This window comes from Kitasatospora humi (assembly GCF_020907985.1).
GTDB lineage: Bacteria > Actinomycetota > Actinomycetes > Streptomycetales > Streptomycetaceae > Kitasatospora > Kitasatospora humi.
Genome location: NZ_JAJJPA010000007.1, coordinates 148,205 through 165,890, shown reverse-complemented (window position 1 = coordinate 165,890; position 17,686 = coordinate 148,205). Strand labels below are relative to the sequence as shown.

Annotated in this window: 17 protein-coding genes; 11 read left to right on the top strand and 6 right to left on the bottom strand. The window is 72.8% G+C overall.

The window, feature by feature from the left end; genetic code table 11:
- Positions 1-23 precede the first annotated feature (23 nt).
- Both LN042_RS37660 and LN042_RS10175 read left to right on the top strand, forming a co-directional pair.
- Positions 24-713, top strand: coding sequence for a pentapeptide repeat-containing protein (locus LN042_RS37660; protein ID WP_230050636.1), 690 nt, complete (start codon positions 24-26; stop codon positions 711-713).
- 22 nt (positions 714-735) lie between these two features.
- Positions 736-1,452, top strand: a complete 717-nt coding sequence (locus LN042_RS10175) for a hypothetical protein (RefSeq protein WP_230050634.1) — start codon at positions 736-738, stop codon at positions 1,450-1,452.
- A gap of 140 nt (positions 1,453-1,592) precedes the next feature.
- On the opposite strand, the gene LN042_RS10170 is transcribed toward LN042_RS10175, so the two are convergent.
- The 3 genes from LN042_RS10170 to LN042_RS10160 all read right to left on the bottom strand — a co-directional run bounded on the left by LN042_RS10170 (position 1,593) and on the right by LN042_RS10160 (position 4,562).
- Entirely contained in the window at positions 1,593-2,498 is a 906-nt protein-coding gene (locus tag LN042_RS10170; protein ID WP_230050799.1) for a 5'-3' exonuclease, read from the bottom strand.
- A 43-nt stretch (positions 2,499-2,541) separates the two neighbouring features.
- Positions 2,542-3,384 carry a PhzF family phenazine biosynthesis protein gene (locus LN042_RS10165; protein WP_230050632.1) on the bottom strand — a complete coding sequence of 281 codons (843 nt, stop codon included), beginning with the start codon at positions 3,382-3,384 and terminating at the stop codon, positions 2,542-2,544.
- Positions 3,385-3,485: 101 nt separating this feature from the next.
- A complete protein-coding gene (locus tag LN042_RS10160) occupies positions 3,486-4,562 on the bottom strand; it encodes a cation diffusion facilitator family transporter (protein ID WP_230050630.1) in 1,077 nt (358 codons plus the stop codon).
- Between the two features lie 240 nt (positions 4,563-4,802).
- Here LN042_RS10160 and LN042_RS10155 point away from each other — a divergent pair, with 240 nt between their 5' ends.
- Positions 4,803-5,990 (top strand): DUF2510 domain-containing protein, encoded by a 1,188-nt coding sequence (locus LN042_RS10155; RefSeq protein WP_230050628.1) that lies wholly within the window; start codon positions 4,803-4,805, stop codon positions 5,988-5,990.
- 69 nt (positions 5,991-6,059) lie between these two features.
- Here LN042_RS10155 and LN042_RS10150 read toward each other — a convergent pair whose 3' ends face one another.
- Together LN042_RS10150 and LN042_RS10145 are read right to left on the bottom strand one after the other, a co-directional pair.
- Entirely contained in the window at positions 6,060-7,256 is a 1,197-nt protein-coding gene (locus tag LN042_RS10150) for an amino acid deaminase/aldolase (RefSeq protein ID WP_230050797.1), read from the bottom strand.
- A gap of 75 nt (positions 7,257-7,331) precedes the next feature.
- Positions 7,332-8,420: a WD40/YVTN/BNR-like repeat-containing protein gene (locus LN042_RS10145; protein ID WP_230050626.1), complete on the bottom strand. Its 1,089-nt coding sequence runs from the start codon at positions 8,418-8,420 to the stop codon at positions 7,332-7,334.
- A 49-nt stretch (positions 8,421-8,469) separates the two neighbouring features.
- Here LN042_RS10145 and LN042_RS10140 point away from each other — a divergent pair, with 49 nt between their 5' ends.
- Complete coding sequence (locus tag LN042_RS10140; protein ID WP_230050624.1) at positions 8,470-9,213, top strand: SseB family protein; 744 nt, start codon at positions 8,470-8,472, stop codon at positions 9,211-9,213.
- A gap of 94 nt (positions 9,214-9,307) precedes the next feature.
- Here the strand turns inward: LN042_RS10140 and LN042_RS10135 are convergent, their stop codons facing one another.
- A complete protein-coding gene (locus tag LN042_RS10135; RefSeq protein WP_230050622.1) occupies positions 9,308-9,652 on the bottom strand; it encodes a DUF1844 domain-containing protein in 345 nt (114 codons plus the stop codon).
- A gap of 427 nt (positions 9,653-10,079) precedes the next feature.
- Here LN042_RS10135 and infC point away from each other — a divergent pair, with 427 nt between their 5' ends.
- The 7 genes from infC (at position 10,080) to pheT (ending at position 17,639) form a co-directional block, all read left to right on the top strand.
- Positions 10,080-10,796: a translation initiation factor IF-3 gene (gene infC / locus LN042_RS10130; protein WP_230050795.1), complete on the top strand. Its 717-nt coding sequence runs from the start codon at positions 10,080-10,082 to the stop codon at positions 10,794-10,796.
- Between the two features lie 144 nt (positions 10,797-10,940).
- Complete coding sequence (rpmI, locus tag LN042_RS10125; protein ID WP_101379385.1) at positions 10,941-11,135, top strand: 50S ribosomal protein L35; 195 nt, start codon at positions 10,941-10,943, stop codon at positions 11,133-11,135.
- A 105-nt stretch (positions 11,136-11,240) separates the two neighbouring features.
- A complete protein-coding gene (gene rplT, locus LN042_RS10120; protein WP_145907004.1) occupies positions 11,241-11,636 on the top strand; it encodes a 50S ribosomal protein L20 in 396 nt (131 codons plus the stop codon).
- A 127-nt stretch (positions 11,637-11,763) separates the two neighbouring features.
- Positions 11,764-12,615, top strand: a complete 852-nt coding sequence (locus LN042_RS10115; RefSeq protein ID WP_230050620.1) for a TrmH family RNA methyltransferase — start codon at positions 11,764-11,766, stop codon at positions 12,613-12,615.
- Positions 12,616-12,753: 138 nt separating this feature from the next.
- Positions 12,754-13,881, top strand: coding sequence for a sensor histidine kinase (locus tag LN042_RS10110; protein WP_230050619.1), 1,128 nt, complete (start codon positions 12,754-12,756; stop codon positions 13,879-13,881).
- Between the two features lie 117 nt (positions 13,882-13,998).
- Complete coding sequence (gene pheS / locus LN042_RS10105) at positions 13,999-15,120, top strand: phenylalanine--tRNA ligase subunit alpha (protein ID WP_230050617.1); 1,122 nt, start codon at positions 13,999-14,001, stop codon at positions 15,118-15,120.
- Complete coding sequence (gene pheT, locus LN042_RS10100) at positions 15,120-17,639, top strand: phenylalanine--tRNA ligase subunit beta (RefSeq protein ID WP_230050615.1); 2,520 nt, start codon at positions 15,120-15,122, stop codon at positions 17,637-17,639. Before pheS ends, pheT begins: the two co-directional genes overlap by 1 nt.
- The last annotated feature ends 47 nt before the right edge of the window (positions 17,640-17,686 follow it).

Below are 17,686 nucleotides of genomic sequence, written 5' to 3'. Positions count from 1 at the left end.
CCCGACAGAGCGGAGCCCTACCCGTGGACAGCATCACCTTCGGCCGCGTCACCGTCATTCTGCCCACCCTGGACGAGCCCGGCCTCTACCTGTCCAACGTCACCTCGCTGGACTCCGCCCGGGGCATCGTCCAGGACTTCCAGTACGGCGACGCCGACCTGCGAGACCTGGATCTGGCCGACACCAGCCTCATCACCGGCCGCGTCAGCAGGCTGCGGGCCGACCGCGTCCAATTCGACAAGGTCCGCCTGGACTCCGTCGAGTTCGACACCTGCGACCTGGCCACCACCCGCATCGCCGACAGCAAGCTGTCCCGCGTCGTCTTCCGCAACTGCAAGATCATGGGTGCCAGCCTCACCGGCGTGGCCCTGGACAACGTGCTCTTCGAGAACTGCAAGCTCGACTACGCGAGCTTCGAGCAGGTCCGGGTCACCGGGCCGGTCGCCTTCTCCAAGTGCGTGCTCACCGAGGCGTCGTTCGCTGGCTGCGACCTGAGCGGGGTAGTCGTCGACGCGTGCACGCTGCGGCTGGCCGAGTTCAGTCGTGGCAAGTACCAGGGCTTGGACCTGCGTGGCAACGACCTGACCTCGCTACGGGGCGTCGCCCACCTCGCCAAGGTGGTCATCGACCGAGCCCAACAGTCCGAGCTCGCCGAAGCCATGATCGCCGAGCTGGACGTGACCTTCGGCGACACCCTGAACGAGCGCCGGTGACCCGAACCGGGAGGAGCCCGGATTGAACCTCGCCATTGCCCACACCGACCCAGCCGCCCTCATCGCCCAGTGCGAGACCACTGGGGTCCGCATCGCCGCCGGTGAGGCGGAGTACGAACCAGGGGCCGTCCTTCCGGCCGGCCCCTGGTGGCCACTGACCACCGACCTGGCCGCGCGGCTCAAGCCCACCGCTCAGACCACCGACGACACGCTAGTGGAGCTGGTCAAGCTCCCCGACGGCCCGGCGCCCGCGAGCCTGTCCGCCCTGGCCGATCCGCTCGGAGACCCGGACGCCGTCCACCTCGGCCAGGCCGCCAGCCCCGCCAAGGCCCTGACTACCACTCCCAACTACCAGGACGGTCGCCGCATCGGACTGCATGTCGACAACTGGGACCGCCTGGACTACGGGTCCAAGCACACCGGTCGACGGCGCCTGTGCTTCAACCTCGGCCCCGGCACCCGCTACCTCCTGCTCGCCGACCGCGACATCCGCACCATCTGCCGCGCCCTGTACCGCGACCCTGCCGGCCGCTACCCGCACACCGACGATCTGCGGGCCTACGTTGCCGGTCGGCAGCCGCTGCGGGTCTTCCGCATCCGGCTGGCCCCAGGTGAGGGCTACATCGCCCCTACTGAGCTGTTGCCCCACGATGGCTCGACCGAGGACCAACCCGAGCCGTCCACCGCAGTGTTCTGGCTCGGCCATTGGCCACGCGGCATCCTCCCCGCTGTGGTCTGATCTCCGGTGCATGGAGCCAGGTCGAAAGCGGGGGTCGTTGGCTCGTGGCTTTTTGGTGAGGCACCAAGCCAGCTGTGAGCGGACGTCACCCCGGTGACCAAGGACGGCGAGCCCACTTGGATGGGCTGCTGATGACCTTCTCAGCCTTGGGCCGCCAGGGCGTCCAGCAGGCGGGTGAGCGAGGTGCCCAGGCCCCAGCGGGTGGTCAGTTCCTCCAGGGCCATCGGGTCCAGCGGCTCGGTGGGGAGGGCGGGGTCGAAGGCGGGGAGCGGCACGTCCGTGGCGACCCGGACCACCTTCGGGGCGACGTCGAGGTAGGCGCCCGCTTCGATGAGGTTCTTGCGGCGGCCCGGCGTGAGCTTGGCCCGCGGGTCGGTGGCGGCGGCCCGGATGGCGGCCAAGTCGCCGAAGTCGGCGATGAGTTGGGCGGCCGTCTTCTCGCCGATGCCCTTCACGCCGGGCAGGCCGTCGCTCGGGTCGCCGCGCAGGGCGGCCAGGTCGGCGTACTGCGCACCGGTGACGCCGTACTTCTCGCGCAGCAGCTCATCGGTGGTGACCTGCGGGGAGCCGACGCCCTTGAGGGGGTAGAGCACCTGGACGCCACGGGCGTCGTCGACCAGCTGGAACAAGTCGCGGTCGCCGGTGACGATCTGGACCGGACCGGCGGCGCGGGTGGCCAGGGTGCCGATCACGTCGTCGGCCTCGTAACCGGGGACGCCGATGCGGGCGATGCCCAGGGCGTCCAGCACCTGCTCGATGACCGGCACCTGCGGGGCGAGGGTGTCCGGCACCTCCTCCTCACCCGGCTCGCCCTCGGGGGCCACCCGGTGGGTCTTGTAGCTGGGGATCAGGTCCACTCGCCACTGCGGGCGCCAGTCGGCGTCCATGCAGGCGACCAGCTGGTCGGGTCGGTGGTCATGGACCAGCCGGGCGATGAAGTCGAGCAGCCCCCGGACGGCGTTCACCGGGATGCCGTCCGGGGACTTCATGGACTCGGGCACACCGAAGTACGCCCGGAAGTAGAGGCTGGCGGAGTCGAGGAGCATCAGGCGCGGTGCGGTCACGCCCCGATTATCCCGCCCACCGCTGTCACTCGGGCAGCCGCACCGCCGCGCCGGTCACCCGCACCCGCGGGTCGCCGGAGCGCAGTTCGACCCGCAGCTCGCCGGGGCTGCCCATGTCCTCGCCCTGGTGGAGGGTGAGTTCGGCCTGCTCGGGCACCCGGCCCAGCTCCCGCAGGTAGGCACCGAAGGCGGCCGCTGCGGCGCCGGTGGCCGGGTCCTCGAAGACGCCGCCGACCGGGAACGGATTCCGCACGTGCCAGACGGTGGCCGAGGCGGACCAGACCAGCTGCAGGGTGATCAGCTGATGGGCCGTCATGAACGCGGTCAGCCGTTCGACGTCGTAGTCCAGCTCGGCCAGCCGCTCCCGGGTGGCGGCGGCGAGCACCAGGTGCCGGGCGCCGGCGTAAGCGATCCGGGGCGGCAGCGTGGCGTCCAGCTCGTCGGCCGACCACCGCAGGGCGGCCAGCGCCTCCGCCAGCTCGGCCGGGGCCAGCTCGGCGGTGTGCGGCTCGACGCTGGTCAGGGTGGCCCGCAGCACACCGTCCGGGCCCGCGGTGACCGTCACCGGCACGGTGCCCGCGTTGGTCTCGAAGACCAGCTCGCCCGGCCCGGACCGCTCGGCCACCGCGACCGCTGCGGCGATCGTCGCGTGCCCGCAGAACGGCACCTCCATGGCCGGGGCGAAGTACCGCACCCGGTAGCGCCGACTGCCCAGGTCGACCAGGAAGGCGGTCTCGGAGTAGCCGAGCTCGGCGGCGATCCCGAGCATCTGCTGATCCGTCAGCTCCTCGGCCTCGGGAACCACGCCGGCCTTGTTGCCGCCGGCCGGATCGGTGGTGAACGCGGCGTAGCGCAGGGTTTCGATCATGGTTGGTGAGCTTAGCCGCAGGGAGGACGGCCGCCCAGGGCTCCGTGCGGGGTGGGTGTTCGGCCGGTCGGTGGCCGGACGACCGGGGCGGCCGTCGGGCCTCAGTGGGGGTGGGGGCCGCTGCGGTGGACGGGGCCGTGGGAATCGGCGCAGTGGTCGGCGACGGCGCCGGAGGTCGCGCCGGCGTCGGTGATCTGGAGCAGTGCCTGGGCGTCGTCCTCGCCGATGTGGTCCACCTGGAGGGTGGCGTGGGTGATCGCGTACTCGTCGCGCAGGCGGCGCTGGAGGTCGCGGCGGACCGCGTGGCAGTCGCCGCCGGGGGCCACCAGGATGTGCGCCGACAGGGCGGGCTGGCCGGAGGTGATCTCCCAGACGTGCAGGTCGTGGATCTCCTCCACCTGCTCGTCCTCCACCAGCCGGTCGGCCAGCGCGTTCGGGTCCACCCCGGCGGGGGCGGCCTCCAGGAAGATCCGCGCGGAGTCCCGGACCAGCCCGATCCCGGCCCGCAGCATCAGCAGCACCACGATCAGCGAGGCGATCGCGTCGGCCCGGACGAAGGAGGTGGTCAGCACGATCAGACCGGCCACCGCGGTCGCGATGAACGCGTAGAGGTCGGTCAGCACGTGCTGGAACGCGCCCTCCACATTGAGCGAGCTGCGGTTGGCCTTGGACATGAACCAGGCGGCGAACAGGTTGACCACGATCCCGACCAGCGCCGTCCCCAGCACCAGCGCGCCGCGCACCGGCGGCGGGTTGACCAGCCGCTGGACGGACTCGAAGCCCAGCCAGAGCGAGAGCATCAGCAGGGCGACGCCGTTGGCCTGGGCGGAGAGGATCTCGGCGCGCTTGAGCCCGTAGGTGTAGCCGCCGCGGGCCGGCCGGGCGGCCAGCCGCATGGCGACCAGCGCCAGCACGATCGAGGCGGCGTCGGTGAGCATGTGCGCCGCGTCCGAGATCAGGGCCAGCGAGTGGGCGGCGAAGCCGATCAGCACCTCGGCGGCCATGAAGGCCACGATCAGGGCGAGCGCGCTGGTCAGCCAGCGGCGGTCGGCGTCGGCCGCGACGCCGTGCGAGTGCCCGTGGCCGCCGTGCCCGTGGCCGCCGTGTCCATGGCTGGGCCCGTGGTCGTCATGCCCATGGTCGTGCGCGGCATGGTCGTGGTCGAGGTGGCCGGCCATCGCGTCGTCTCCTGAAACGCCGGGGGTGGTCGAGGACGGGTGCCCTGCACGAAGTGAACCCCAGATCGGAGGGAGATCCAAAGGCTGCATTGGTGACCGTTGTCGTTCCGGGTTCGCCTGGGACGGACAGCGGCGCAGGGGGCGCCCGACAGGTGCTCTCACCGTAATCTCATACGAATCGAACGGATTGTGCCGCTCAGTTGATTTCGCGCTTATCCGTCGGCCCATACATTTTCTGGTGTGAGCGACGCGAAGATTCCTGCCGGGTGGTACCCGGACCCCAAGGACACCACCACCACACCCCGGCCCGAGCGCTGGTGGGACGGCACCGGCTGGACCACCACCACCCGCCCCGGCCCGGGCGCGCCCCACCCGGCCCAGGACCCGGACGGCGAGCCGACCACCGTGCTGGAGGGCACGGTGCCGGCGGACGACGGCACGGTGCGCTACCCCGAACCGCCGACCGGCTTCGCCGACGGCACGGACCACCCGGGCGCCGGCGCCGACCACCTGTCCGGCTACCCGGACGCCCCCAAGAAGCCCTCGCTGCTGAGCCGGATCGGCCGCAGGACACTGGTCGCGGCGGCCGTCGCCGGGGTGCTCGGACTGGCGATCGGCTCCGGGGCGACCTACCTCGCGGTGGGCCACCACAACCACGACCGCCGGCAGGCGGCCGCCCCCGCCCCGCAGAACACCTACCCGGGCCCGGGGCACCACCGCGGTCCGGGCAACGGCGGCGGAACCGGCGGTGGCCAGGGCAATGGCAACGGGAACGGCAACGGCAACGGCCAGGGCGGCGGTCGGGGGAACGGCAACGGCCCGGGCGGTGGCGGCATCCCCGGCCTCCCCGGCATTCCCGGCCTCGGCGGTGGCCTGCCCGGGCTGGGCGACGGCACCCAGGCGATCGACATGGCCGACGGCATCTCGCTGCCCATCCCCAGCGGCTGGCAGGGCGGCACCGCGAAGGACGGCACGGCCTCGCTGTACATCGGCCAGTACCAGTGCCCCGGCAGCAGCGCCAACAGCAGCACGTCCTGCACGCTCGGCGGGGTCAACACCGCCCAGGTCGACGGCACCGACCCCAAGGCCGCGGCGACGCAGGACATCCAGAAGGTCGCCGCGCAGTCCTACGGCCCGAACATCAAGGGCCACCAGGAGCTGAAGTCCGAGCCGGTCACCGTCGCCGGTCGCAGCGGCTACCTGATCCGCTGGCAGGTCGACGCCCAGCAGGGCAACAACGGCACCGTCCAGGACGTGGTCTTCCCGACCGCCGACGGCAAGCACCTGGTCGCCGTCCAGTTCGGCTTCGACATCGCCGACAAGGCCCCGGCGGTGTCGACCATGGACACCATCGTCAGCGGGATCAAGGACTTCAGCGGCTCCGGTGCCGGCTCCTTGGGCGGTGCCACCGGAGGCAGCAACACCTGATCGGCAGCGGCAGTCGACGCGCCATCAGGTGAACTGACGTCACGTCAACTGCAGCCATCGCCACCAGTGTTACAGGAAGGTCCGCCCCTCGCCCCGGTAGGTCGGCACCGTGGCCACCACCCGGTCGCCCTCCACCAGGTGCAGCTCGGCGAACCGCTCGCACAGCTCCCCGGCCTTCGCGTGCCGGAACCAGACCCGGTCGCCGATCAGCAGGTCGTCGGCGGCCGGGCCGAGCAGCGGCGTCTGCACCTCGCCGGCGCCTTCCTGGGGGTCGTAGCGCAGGCCGGCCGGCAGGTACGGCTCCGGCAGCCGGTCCCGGCCGGCCGCCCCCGAGGCCGGATAGCCGCCGCCCAGCACCGTGACCACCCCGACCCCCGGCCGGCGCACCACCGGCTGGGCGAACAGCGCGGCCGGCCGGCCCCGGAACGAGCGGTAGTTGTCGAACAGCCGCGGCACGTAGAGCCCGGAGCCCGCCGCGATCTCGGTGACCGCCGCCTCCGCCGCCGTCCGCTGCACGCTCCCGGTGCCACCGCCGTTGACGAACTCCAGCTCCGCCACCCGCCGCACCGCGCGCACCACCGCGGCCCGCCGGTCGGCCAGCTCGGCACCGGCCCTGGCCTGCATCAGCCGCACCAGCCGCGACCGCACCGGCCGGCCCGCGACCTGGTCGCCCACGCCCGCGATGTGGCCCTCGTAGGCCATCAGGCCCACCAGGGTGAAGCCCGGTCGGCGGTGCACCAGCTCGGCGAGCGCCGCGACCTGCTCGGGGGAGTGCAGCGGCGAGCGGCGGGCGCCCACCCGCAGCCGGCCGCCGAGCAGCCGCAGCGAGGTGTCCAGCTCCAGGCAGACCCGCACCCGCTCGCTGCCGGTCCGGGCCGCGTCGATCAGCTGCAGCTGCGCCGGGTCGTCCACCAACACGGTGATCCGGGCGGCCAGTTCGGGGTCACCGGTGAGCTCGGCGAAGCCGGCGCGGTCGGTGGAAGGGTAGGCCAGCAGCACATCGGTGACGCCGCCGCGGGCCAGCCAGATCGACTCCGGCAGCGTGAAGCTCATCACCCCGGCGAAGCCGTCCATCGCCAGCACCCGGTCCAGCAGCGCCCGGCAGCGCACCGACTTGCTGGCCACCCGGATCGGCTTGCCGCCGGCCCGGCGGACCAGGTCGGCGGCGTTGGCGTCGAAGGCGGCCAGGTCGACGATGGCCAGCGGCGCTTCCAGGTGCGCGGTGGCACGGTCGTAGCGCGCCCGGTCCGCCGCGGGCGAGGTCACCGGCGGAGCCGCCGGAGAAGTGGTCAACTGGGCCATGGGCGCAGGGTTTCACAGCCGGACGGCCGTGACCAGACCTCAGCCCACCACGGCCGCCCGGACGCACAGGACGTCGGGCAGGTGCGAGGCGAGCAGGTGCCAGCTGTCGCCCTCGTCGGCACTGGCGTACAACTCGCCGTTGCGGTTGCCGAAGTACACCCCGGCCGGGTCGGCGTCGTCGCAGCGCAGCGCGTCGCGCAGCACCACGCCGTAGTGGTCGTCGTCCGGCAGGCCCTGGGCGAGCGGGTGCCAGTCGCCCCCGCCGTCCTCGGTGCGGTAGATCCGGCAGCGCCTGCCCGGCGGCATCCGCATGAAGTCGGCCTCCAGTGGGGCCAGGTAGGCGGTGCCGGCCCGGCGCGGGTGGGCGGCGACGGCGAAGCCGAACACCGCCGGCAGACCGCTCTCCACGGGCCGCCAGGTGGCTCCCGCGTCGTCGCTGCGGAACACCCCGCCGTGGTTCTGCAGCAGCAGCTTGTCCGGGTCGGTCGGATCCGCGGCGATCTTGTGCACGCACTGCCCGAACTCCGGGTACTCCTCGGGCATGAAGCTCACCCTGATCCCGGTGTTGGACGGCGCCCAGCCGGCCCCGCCGTCGGTGGAGCGGTAGACGCCACCGGCGGAGACCGCCACGGTCAGCGCGTCCGGGTCCCGGGGGTCGGTCAGGATGGTGTGCAGGCCCTGCCCGCCGAAGCCGGCGCCCCACTGCTCGCGCTGCGGGTGCTGCCAGAGCGGCTCCACCAGGCTGAAGGTCTCGCCGTGGTCGGTGGAGCGGAACAGCGCGGCCGGCTCCGTCCCGGCGTAGACCACGCCCGGCGCCTCCGGGCCGGCCGGCTGCAGCTGCCAGAGCCGCACCAGCGAGGCGCCGGTGTGCTCGGGGAACTTCACCGCCGGCCGCTCCGGCTCGTTCCAGCTGGCGCCGAGGTCGTCGGAGCGCCACACCGACGGGCCCCAGTGGTTGCTGTCGGCGCCGACCAGCACCCTGGTCCGGCCGTCGCGCCGGTCGATGCCGATCGCGTAGATCGCGTTCATCGGGAAGTGCGGCCCGGTGAAGGCCCAGTCCCGGCGGCCGTAACTGCGGCCCAGGAAGAGGCCCTTCTGGGTGCCCACCGCGAGCAGTACCTCGGTCATGCCCACCACTGTGCTCCGACCGCCCGTGACCAGCGGCTAGGCTCGCCGGGTGGACAGTGGGAACGAGCTCAAGAACATCCCGGACCCGGGCTTCTCGGGGGACGCCGGCGGTGCCGACCCGGCGCTGGCCGCCGCCCTGGCCGCCTTCGCCGCCGACCCGGCCACCGAGCCGGCGCTGCTGGCCGTGCTGCGCGCGGCCCGGCTGATGGTGCCGATCGTGGCGCTGCTCGGCGAGGTCGAGGTGGACGAGCACGGGCACAAGCACGAGAAGACCAGCGACATGGCGGTGCCGGTGATCCAGGCGGCGGACGGCCGCCGGGCGCTGCCCGCCTTCACCTCGCTGGCCACCATGGCCGCCTGGCGCGCGGACGCCCGCCCGGCGCCGGTGGCGGCGCCGCAGGCCGCGCTGACCGCCTACTCGGAGCAGGCCGACACCCTGCTGATCGACCCGGCCGGCCCGGTGACCTACCTGCTCACCGGCGCCCGGCTGCGCGCCGTGGCCGAGAACCGCGACTGGTTGCCGCCGGTCGAGGACCCGGACGTGCGCACCGCGCTCACCGCGCTGCTGGCCGCCGAGCCGGACGTGCTGGGGGCCCAGCTGCGCCCGGGCAGCGAGACCGACGTGGTGCTGGCGCTGGCGCTGGCGGACGGGGCGCCGGTGGCGGAGGTGGCGCAGCGACTGGCCGGCGCGCTGGCGGCCGACCCGGTGCTGCGGGTCCGGCTGGCCCGCGGCCTCGACCTGGCGCTGCTCCCCCCGGCGGCCGCGGGGAGCGGGTTCTACCAGCGCGCCTGAACGAACCCCGGCGCGCCCGGTCCGGCCCCGGCGCCGCCGAGGTGCCCCGGACCCGCCAGGGCGGCCCCGGACCTCCAGGGCGCCCGTCAGGGCCTCAGGAGTAGACCGGCCCGGTGAACTTCTCGCCCGGCCCGGCGCCCGGGGCGTCCGGCACCAGCGAGGCCTCCCGGAACGCCAGCTGCAGCGAGCGCAGCCCGTCCCGCAGCGGTGCCGCGTGGAAGTTGCTGATCTCCGGCGCACCGGCGGTGACCAGCCCGGCCAGCGCGGTGATCAGCTTGCGGGCCTCGTCGAGGTCCTTGTCCTTGTCGCCGCCCTCGGCCAGCCCGCACTTCACGGCCGCCGCACTCATCAGGTGCACCGCGACGGTGGTGATCACCTCGACGGCCGGCACCTCCGCGATGTCGCGGGTCAGGTCGTCGAACTCGGGCTCGCTGCTCACACCAGGCTCATTCCATCAGGTTGTATCGGTACTCCTGGAGGGTACAAGGGCGCGCCGGCGACAATCCGCCCCGCCATCGTGTACAGTTCTTAGCGACCGGCCTGGCGCTTCACCGTGCCCGGCCAGCAAGTGGAGGCTCCACTCCGGCAGTCCGCGAGGGCAGCCCGACAGTCTCCCACCCGATCGACCTGGCGGTCGACGGGTCCGGTCCGCGACCGCGGCCAGTGATGGCCGAGTGTCGCCAGTGGTGTCCTGGTCGGATGCCCCGGTTGTGTGGAGCCCTGCTTGCTATCGAGCGGGGCTTTTTTCGTGCCGCGGTGCCACGCAGTACCGCAGCACGCATGAAGCTCCGCCCAGTGGTCGAAGTCCACTACGTGCGACCGCCCCTTGACGGCCGCATCGCAGAAGGTGCAACCGAGGAGGCCCCATCAGCACCGAGCCCCGCATCAACGACCGGATTCGCGTCCCCGAGGTGCGACTCGTCGGTCCCAGCGGCGAGCAGGTCGGCATCGTGCCGCTTGCCAAGGCGCTGGAGCTCGCGCAGGAGTACGACCTCGACCTGGTCGAGGTCGCGGCGACCGCCCGGCCGCCGGTGTGCAAGCTCATGGACTACGGCAAGTTCAAGTACGAGTCGGCCATGAAGGCCCGTGAGGCGCGCAAGAACCAGGCGCACACGGTCATCAAGGAGATGAAGCTCCGGCCGAAGATCGACCCGCACGACTATGACACCAAGAAGGGTCACGTCGTCCGGTTCCTCAAGCAGGGCGACAAGGTCAAGATCACGATCATGTTCCGCGGTCGTGAGCAGTCCCGCCCCGAGCTGGGCTTCCGACTGCTGCAGCGGCTCGCCAACGACGTCCAGGACCTGGGTTTCGTGGAGAGCTCGGCCAAGCAGGACGGCCGTAACATGATCATGGTTCTTGGCCCGCACAAGAAGAAGACCGAGGCGATGGCCGAGGCCCGTGCGGCGCAGGACGCCCGCAAGGCCGAGCGCCAGGGCCGCGCCAGCGGACCGGCCGCCACCTCCGAGGACGACGCCGCCGCTGCCGAGACCACCGAAGCGGACGCGACCCAGGACCAGGCGGAGGCCGGCGCTGACGCCGCCGCCGCCGAGCAGGCCGCCGAGGTCGCCCAGGACGCCTGAGCCCCCAGGGGCTCCGGCCGGTCTTGAGTGATCCGGCCACCGCGGTACCGGGGCTCCCGCCCCGGTGACCGGAGAACACCCAGCGCTTGGGCCCGTGTGCTTCGCCACACGGGCCCGGGCGGACCGACGAGGAGATACGGCGACATGCCGAAGCAGAAGACGCACAGTGGCGCGAGCAAGCGCTTCAAGATCACGGGCTCTGGCAAGGTGCTGCGCGAGCGCGCCGGCAAGCGCCACCTCCTGGAGCACAAGCCCTCCACGCTGACCCGCCGTCTGACCGGCACCGCCGAGATGGCTCCCGCGGACGCCAAGAAGATCAAGAAGCTTCTCGGCAAGTGATCGCCCGCCGCGGCCTGACGGCTGCGGAGTCCGGCAGATCCTTCCCGACCGACACGAAGACGGACCACGTGAAGTAGTCCGTGGTCCAACCCAAGGAGTAATGAAGTGGCACGCGTCAAGCGGGCAGTGAACGCCCACAAGAAGCGCCGGGTCATCCTGGAGCGCGCCAGCGGCTACCGTGGCCAGCGCTCGCGCCTGTACCGCAAGGCCAAGGAGCAGGTCACCCACTCGCTCGTTTACAACTACAACGACCGCAAGAAGCGCAAGGGCGACTTCCGTCAGCTCTGGATCCAGCGCATCAACGCGGCCGCTCGTGCCAACGGCATGACCTACAACCGCTTCGTGCAGGGCCTGAAGGCCGCCAGCATCGAGATCGACCGCAAGATGCTGGCCGAGCTGGCCGTCAACGACCCGAACGCGTTCGCCGCGCTCGTCGAGGCCGCCCAGAAGGCGCTGCCGACCGACGTGAACGCGCCGAAGGTCGCCGCCGACGCCGCCTGATCGTCGTCGTAGCTCAGCAGACCCGCAGGCTCCCCGGGAGCCTGCGGGTCTGCTCGTTGACGGGTCCGTCCCGTTCCGACCGGGTCCTGAAGAACCCGTTCCGACCGGGTCCTGAAGAAAGCGAACCATGGCCAGCACCGACACCCCCCTGCTCAGCTCGCTCCGCTCGCCCCGGGTGATCGCCGCCCGCAAGTTGGCCCGGCGGGCCGGCCGCGGCAAGGAGCGCCGCTTCCTCGCCGAGGGACCGCAGGCGGTGCGCGAGGCGGTGGCGTACGGAGCCGTCGTCGAGGTCTACGTCACCCTGGAGGCCGCCGAGCGGCACGCCGAGATCGTCGGGGCGGCCCGGGACGCCGGCCTGCCGGTGCTGACCGCCACCGACGAGGTGATCGCCGACATCTGCGACACGGTCACCCCGCAGGGCATGGTGGCGCTCTGCCGGTTCCTCGACACGCCGTTCGAGGAGGTGCTGCGCAGCCGGCCCAAGCTGGTCGCGGTGCTGGCCAACGTGCGCGACCCCGGCAACGCCGGCACCGTGCTGCGCACCGCCGACGCGGCCGGAGCCGACGCCGTGGTGCTCACCGACGCCTCAGTGGACCTCTACAACCCCAAGGCGGTGCGCGCCTCCGTCGGCAGCCTGTTCCACCTGCCGGTGGCCGTCGGGGTGCCGGTCGAGCAGGTGGTGGCCCGGTTGAAGGAGACCGGGGTGCGGGTGCTGGCCGCCGACGGCGCGGGGGAGCGCGACCTGGACCAGGAGCTGGACGAGGGCAGCCTGGGCGCCCCGACCGCCTGGATCTTCGGCAACGAGGCCTGGGGCCTGCCGGAGCAGACCCGCGCACTGGCCGACGAGGTGGTGCGCGTCCCCATCCACGGGCACGCCGAGAGCCTGAACCTCGCCACCGCCGCCGCCGTGTGCCTCTACGCCTCCGCTCGCGCACAGCGTTCGCCCGCAGGGTGTCGCGAGTCGGCCACCGAGCGCTAGGGTCGTGCCAGGCGGGGGCCCGGGCCCTCTCTGATGCATCAGGCCGCACGTCCGGCTCGATCCATGAGAGGGGGCCGCTATGTGCGCGAGTCGTGTGGGATCGGGAGGACGCCCATGAGCGGCGGCGAGGGTCGGCCCATGGCCGCCGGGGCAGCGGTGTCCGGCCCCGGACTCGAAGACCTGCGGCCGGACGACCTGCCGGACGGCCTGGTGATCGCCGACCGGGACGGCCGGGTGGTCTGCTTCAACGCCGCCGCGGCCCGCCTCACCGGCATCAGCCCGCGCGCCGCCCTCGGCCGCCCGCTGGAGGAGGCCCTGCCGCTGGAGGACCTGGACGGCCGCCGCTGGTGGCAACTGACCGATCCGTACGGCGGGTTGGCGATCCGCAGCCGGCAGCCGGAGCGCAACCTGCTGCTGCCCGGCTCCAACCGCGAGGTGCTGGTCTCGGCCCGGTACGTCCGCGACCACGCCCAGGGGCCGGTCCGCCGGCTGGTGGTCACGCTGCGCGGCACCGAGGCCCGGCAGCGCACCGAGCGGGCCCACGCCGAGTTGATCGCCACCGTGGCGCACGAGCTGCGCTCCCCGCTGACCAGCGTCAAGGGCTTCACGGCCACCCTGCTCAACAAGTGGGAGCGCTTCACCGACGGCCAGAAGCGGGTGATGCTGGAGACGGTGAACGCGGACGCCGACCGGGTCACCCGCCTGATCGCCGAGCTGCTGGACATCTCCCGGATCGACGCCGGGCGGCTGGAGGTCCGCAAGCAGGTGGTCGACCTGGCCGCGGCGGTGCGCCGGCAGGTGGCGGGCAAGGTGGCCGCCGGCTTCCCGGCCGAACGCTTCGACATCCGGCTCGGCGACGACCTGCCGCAGCAGTGGGCCGACCCGGACAAGGTCGACCAGGTGCTGGCCAACCTGCTGGAAAACGCGGTGCGGCACGGCGAGGGAACTGTCACCATCGAGGTGGCGCGGGCCAAGGAGATCGTGGAGCCGGCCAGTTGGGAGCACCCGGGCACGGCGCCGCGGGTCGTGGAGGGAACGGCGGTCACGGTGAGCGACGAGGGCGGTGGCATTCCGGAGGAGGCGATGCCGCGCGTCTTCACCCGCTTCTGGCGCGGTTCCAAGCGCGGCGGGACCGGCCTGGGGCTCTACATCGTCAAGGGCATCGTCGAGGCGCACGGCGGCACCATCCGGATCGACCGGGGGCCCGGCGGCGGTGCCCGGTTCCGATTCATCCTGCCCGCCGGGGTGCCCGAGTTCATGGTCTGACACCGACCGGTTCCGGGGCCCGGCGGGCCGTCCCAGCAAAGGGCAACCACCGGGCGCGACTACACTCGACCTGGTGTAACGCCACCAAGACGAGCAGGAGCACGGGAAAACATCGAGATGTCGGCACCCAACAAGTCCTACGACCCGGTGGAGGTCGAGGCATTGAAGCCCGAAGAGGTCGAGCGCGCCCGTGACGAGGCGATCGCCGCCTTCGCCGCCGCCGGCAGCCTGGAGGAGCTGAAGCAGGCCAAGGTCGCGCACACCGGCGACCGTTCCCCGCTCTCGCTCGCCAACCGCGAGATCGGCGCGCTGCCGCCGCACGCCAAGGCCGCCGCCGGCAAGCTGATCGGCCAGGCCCGCGGCGCGGTCAACAAGGCGCTGGCGCAGCGTCAGGCCGAGCTGGAGGCCGAGCGCGATGCCCGGGTGCTGGTCGAGGAGGCGGTGGACGTCACGCTGCCGTACGACCGGACGCCGCGCGGTGCCCGCCACCCGCTGACCACGCTGGCCGAGCGGATCGAGGACACCTTCGTCGCGATGGGCTACTCGATCGCCGAGGGCCCCGAGGTCGAGGCCGAGTGGCTCAACTTCGACGCGCTCAACCTCGGCCCGGACCACCCGGCCCGCTCCATGCAGGACACCTTCTTCGTGGCCGCCGCCGACGGCTCGGCCGACTCCGGCATGGTGCTGCGCACCCAGACCTCGCCGGTGCAGATCCGCACCATGCTGGCCAAGGAACCGCCGCTGTACGCGGTCTGCCCGGGCCGGGTCTACCGCACCGACGAGCTGGACGCCACCCACACCCCGGTGTTCCGCCAGGTCGAGGGCATCGCGGTGGACGAGGGCCTCACCTTCGCCGACCTCAAGGGCACCATCGAGCTGCTGGTCTCCAAGCTGATCGGCGACGAGCTGCCGCTGCGCTGGCGGCCCTCGTACTTCCCGTTCACCGAGCCGAGCGCCGAGGTCGACCTGCTCTGCTTCGTCTGCCGCGGCGCCAGCGTGGGCAACCCCGACCGTCCGTGCCGCACCTGCTCCTCCGAGGGCTGGATCGAGCTCGGCGGCTGCGGCGTGGTCAACCCGCGGGTGCTGGTGGCCTCCGGAGTCGACCCGGAGCGCTACAGCGGGTTCGCGTTCGGCCTGGGCCTGGAGCGGATCCTGATGAACCGTCACAACGTCGCCGACATGCGCGACATGGTCGAGGGTGACGTCCGTTTCACTCTCCCGTTCGGGGTGGAGATCTGATGCGCGTCCCGCTTTCCTGGCTGCGCGAGTACGTCGACCTGCCGGCGACGGTCACCGGTCGCGAGGTCGCGGAGAAGCTGATCCAGGCCGGCCTGGAGGTCGAGACCGTCGAGCAGCTCGGCGCCGACCTCAAGGGCCCGCTGGTGGTCGGCGAGGTGCTCTCGATCGAGGAGCTGACCGGCTTCAAGAAGCCGATCCGCTACTGCACGGTCAACGTCGGCGACGCCAACGGCACCGGCGCGCCGCAGGAGATCGTCTGCGGCGCGCGGAACTTCGCGGTCGGCGACAAGGTGGTCGTGGTGCTGCCCGGCGCCGTGCTGCCCGGCCCGTTCCCGATCTCGGCCCGGCAGACCTACGGCCGCACCTCGGCCGGCATGATCTGCTCGGCCCGCGAGCTCGGCATGGGCGACGACCACGACGGCATCATCGTGCTGCCGGCGCACTACGAGCCCGGCACCGACGCGATCGAGCTGCTGCAGCTGGTCGACGAGGTGCTGGACATCGCCGTCACCCCCGACCGCGGCTACTGCCTGTCGGTGCGCGGCGTGGCCCGCGAGACCGCCACCGCCTTCGGGCTGCCGCTGGCCGACCCGGCGCTGCTGGACACGCCGCCGGCCAACTCCTACGGCCACCTGGTCAAGGTCGCCGACCCGGCCGGCTGCGACCGCTTCGTGGCCCGCACCGTGACCGGCATCGACCCGGCCGCCCAGTCGCCGATCTGGCTGCAGCGCCGCCTGCAGAAGATGCACATCCGGCCGATCTCGCTGGCCGTCGACATCACCAACTACGTGATGCTGGAGATCGGTCAGCCGCTGCACGCCTACGACCGGGGCCGCGTCCAGGGCGCGATCACGGTCCGCCGCGCGGCCGCCGGCGAGACCCTGACCACGCTGGACGGGGTCAAGCGCGAGCTGTCCGAAGAGGACCTGCTGATCTGCGACGAGTCGGGGCCGATCGGCCTGGCCGGCGTGATGGGCGGGGCCTCGACCGAGATCCTCGACCCGGTGACCGACCCGGAGACCGGCCAGGTCACCGGCACCACCGAGGTGATCATCGAGGCGGCGCGCTTCGACCCGGTCGCCATCGCCCGCACCGCCAAGCGGCACAAGCTGCCCTCCGAGGCCTCCAAGCGCTTCGAGCGCGGGGTCGACCCGGAGGCGTCCCGGGCCGCCGCGCAGCGCGCCGTCGACCTGCTGGTGCTGATCGCCGGCGGCACCGCCGAGGCCGGGGTCACCGACATCGCCGCCCCGCACCCCGTGCGCACCATCACCATCGCGGCCGACCTGCCGGACCGGGTCGCCGGCACGGCGTACGGCCGGGAGACGGTCACCCGCCGGCTGCAGGAGGTCGGCTGCACGGTGATCGGGGCCGACCTGCTGGAGGTCACCCCGCCGACCTGGCGCCCCGACCTGACCGACCCCAACGACCTGGCCGAGGAGGTCATCCGGCTGGAGGGCTACGACAACGTGCCCGCCCGGATGCCCCAGGTGCCGCCGGGCCAGGGCCTGACGGCCGCCCAGCGGATGCACCGCCGGATCGGTGTGGCGCTGGCCGGGGCCGGCTACGTCGAGATCAACGCCTACCCGTTCATCGGCGACGCCGCCTTCGACGACCTGGGTCTGGCGGCCGACGACGTCCGCCGCCGCACCGTCAAGCTGGTCAACCCGCTCAACGACGAGGAGCCGGCGCTGCGCACCACGCTGCTGCCGGGCCTGCTCGGGGCGCTGCGCCGCAACATCGGCCGCGGCAACACCGATCTGGCGATCTTCGAGACCGGGCTGGTCTTCCTGCCCGACGCGGAGCCGAAGGTGGCGCCGCGCCCGGCCGTCGACCGGCGGCCGACCGACGCCGAGCTGGCCGCACTGGACGCCGCGCTCCCCGAGCAGCCGCGCCACGTCGCGGTGGCGCTGGCCGGGGAGCGGCTGCCCTCCGGCTGGTGGGGCAAGGGCAGCCAGGCCGGCTGGGCGGACGCCGTGGAGGCGGCCCGGGTGGTGGCGCGTGCGGCCGGCGTGGAGCTGGCGGTGCGGCAGGGCCAGAACGACCCCTGGCACCCCGGGCGCTGCGCGGAGCTGCTGGTGGCGGGCACCGACCGGGTCGTCGGGTACGCCGGCGAGCTGCACCCGCGGGTGGTCAAGGCGCTGCACCTGCCCGAGCGCACCTCGGTGATGGAGCTGAGCGTCGACCTGCTGACCGCCGACGGCGAGCAGCGGGTGGAGGGCCCGACGGTCTCCACCTTCCCGGTGGCCACCCAGGACGTCGCGCTGATCGTGGACAACAAGGTCCCCGCCGCCGAGGTGGAGGCCGCGCTGCGCGACGGTGCGGGCGAACTGCTGGAGGCGATCCGGCTGTTCGACGTCTTCACCGGCGAGCAGGTGGGCGAGGGCAAGAAGTCGCTGGCCTACGCGCTGCGGTTCCGGGCCACCGACCGCACGCTGACCGCCGACGAGGCCTCCGCCGCCCGCGAGGCCGCCGTCGCCACCGCCGCCGAGCGGACCGGCGCGGTGCTGCGCGGGGCGTAACCGCCGCGGACACCACTGGGCCCCGGCCGTTAGAACCCAAGCTTGGG

Excerpts from the sequence above, each read along its gene's own strand:
- LN042_RS10170 (WP_230050799.1), bottom strand. The coding sequence starts at position 2,498 with ATGCTCCTCGACTCCGCCAGCCTCTACTTCCGGGCGTACTTCGGTGTG.
- LN042_RS10165 (WP_230050632.1), bottom strand. The coding sequence starts at position 3,384 with ATGATCGAAACCCTGCGCTACGCCGCGTTCACCACCGATCCGGCCGGC.
- LN042_RS10160 (WP_230050630.1), bottom strand. The coding sequence starts at position 4,562 with ATGGCCGGCCACCTCGACCACGACCATGCCGCGCACGACCATGGGCAT.
- LN042_RS10145 (WP_230050626.1), bottom strand. The coding sequence starts at position 8,420 with ATGACCGAGGTACTGCTCGCGGTGGGCACCCAGAAGGGCCTCTTCCTG.
- rpmI (WP_101379385.1), top strand. The coding sequence starts at position 10,941 with ATGCCGAAGCAGAAGACGCACAGTGGCGCGAGCAAGCGCTTCAAGATC.
- LN042_RS10115 (WP_230050620.1), top strand. The coding sequence starts at position 11,764 with ATGGCCAGCACCGACACCCCCCTGCTCAGCTCGCTCCGCTCGCCCCGG.
- LN042_RS10110 (WP_230050619.1), top strand. The coding sequence starts at position 12,754 with ATGGCCGCCGGGGCAGCGGTGTCCGGCCCCGGACTCGAAGACCTGCGG.
- pheS (WP_230050617.1), top strand. The coding sequence starts at position 13,999 with ATGTCGGCACCCAACAAGTCCTACGACCCGGTGGAGGTCGAGGCATTG.
- pheT (WP_230050615.1), top strand. The coding sequence starts at position 15,120 with ATGCGCGTCCCGCTTTCCTGGCTGCGCGAGTACGTCGACCTGCCGGCG.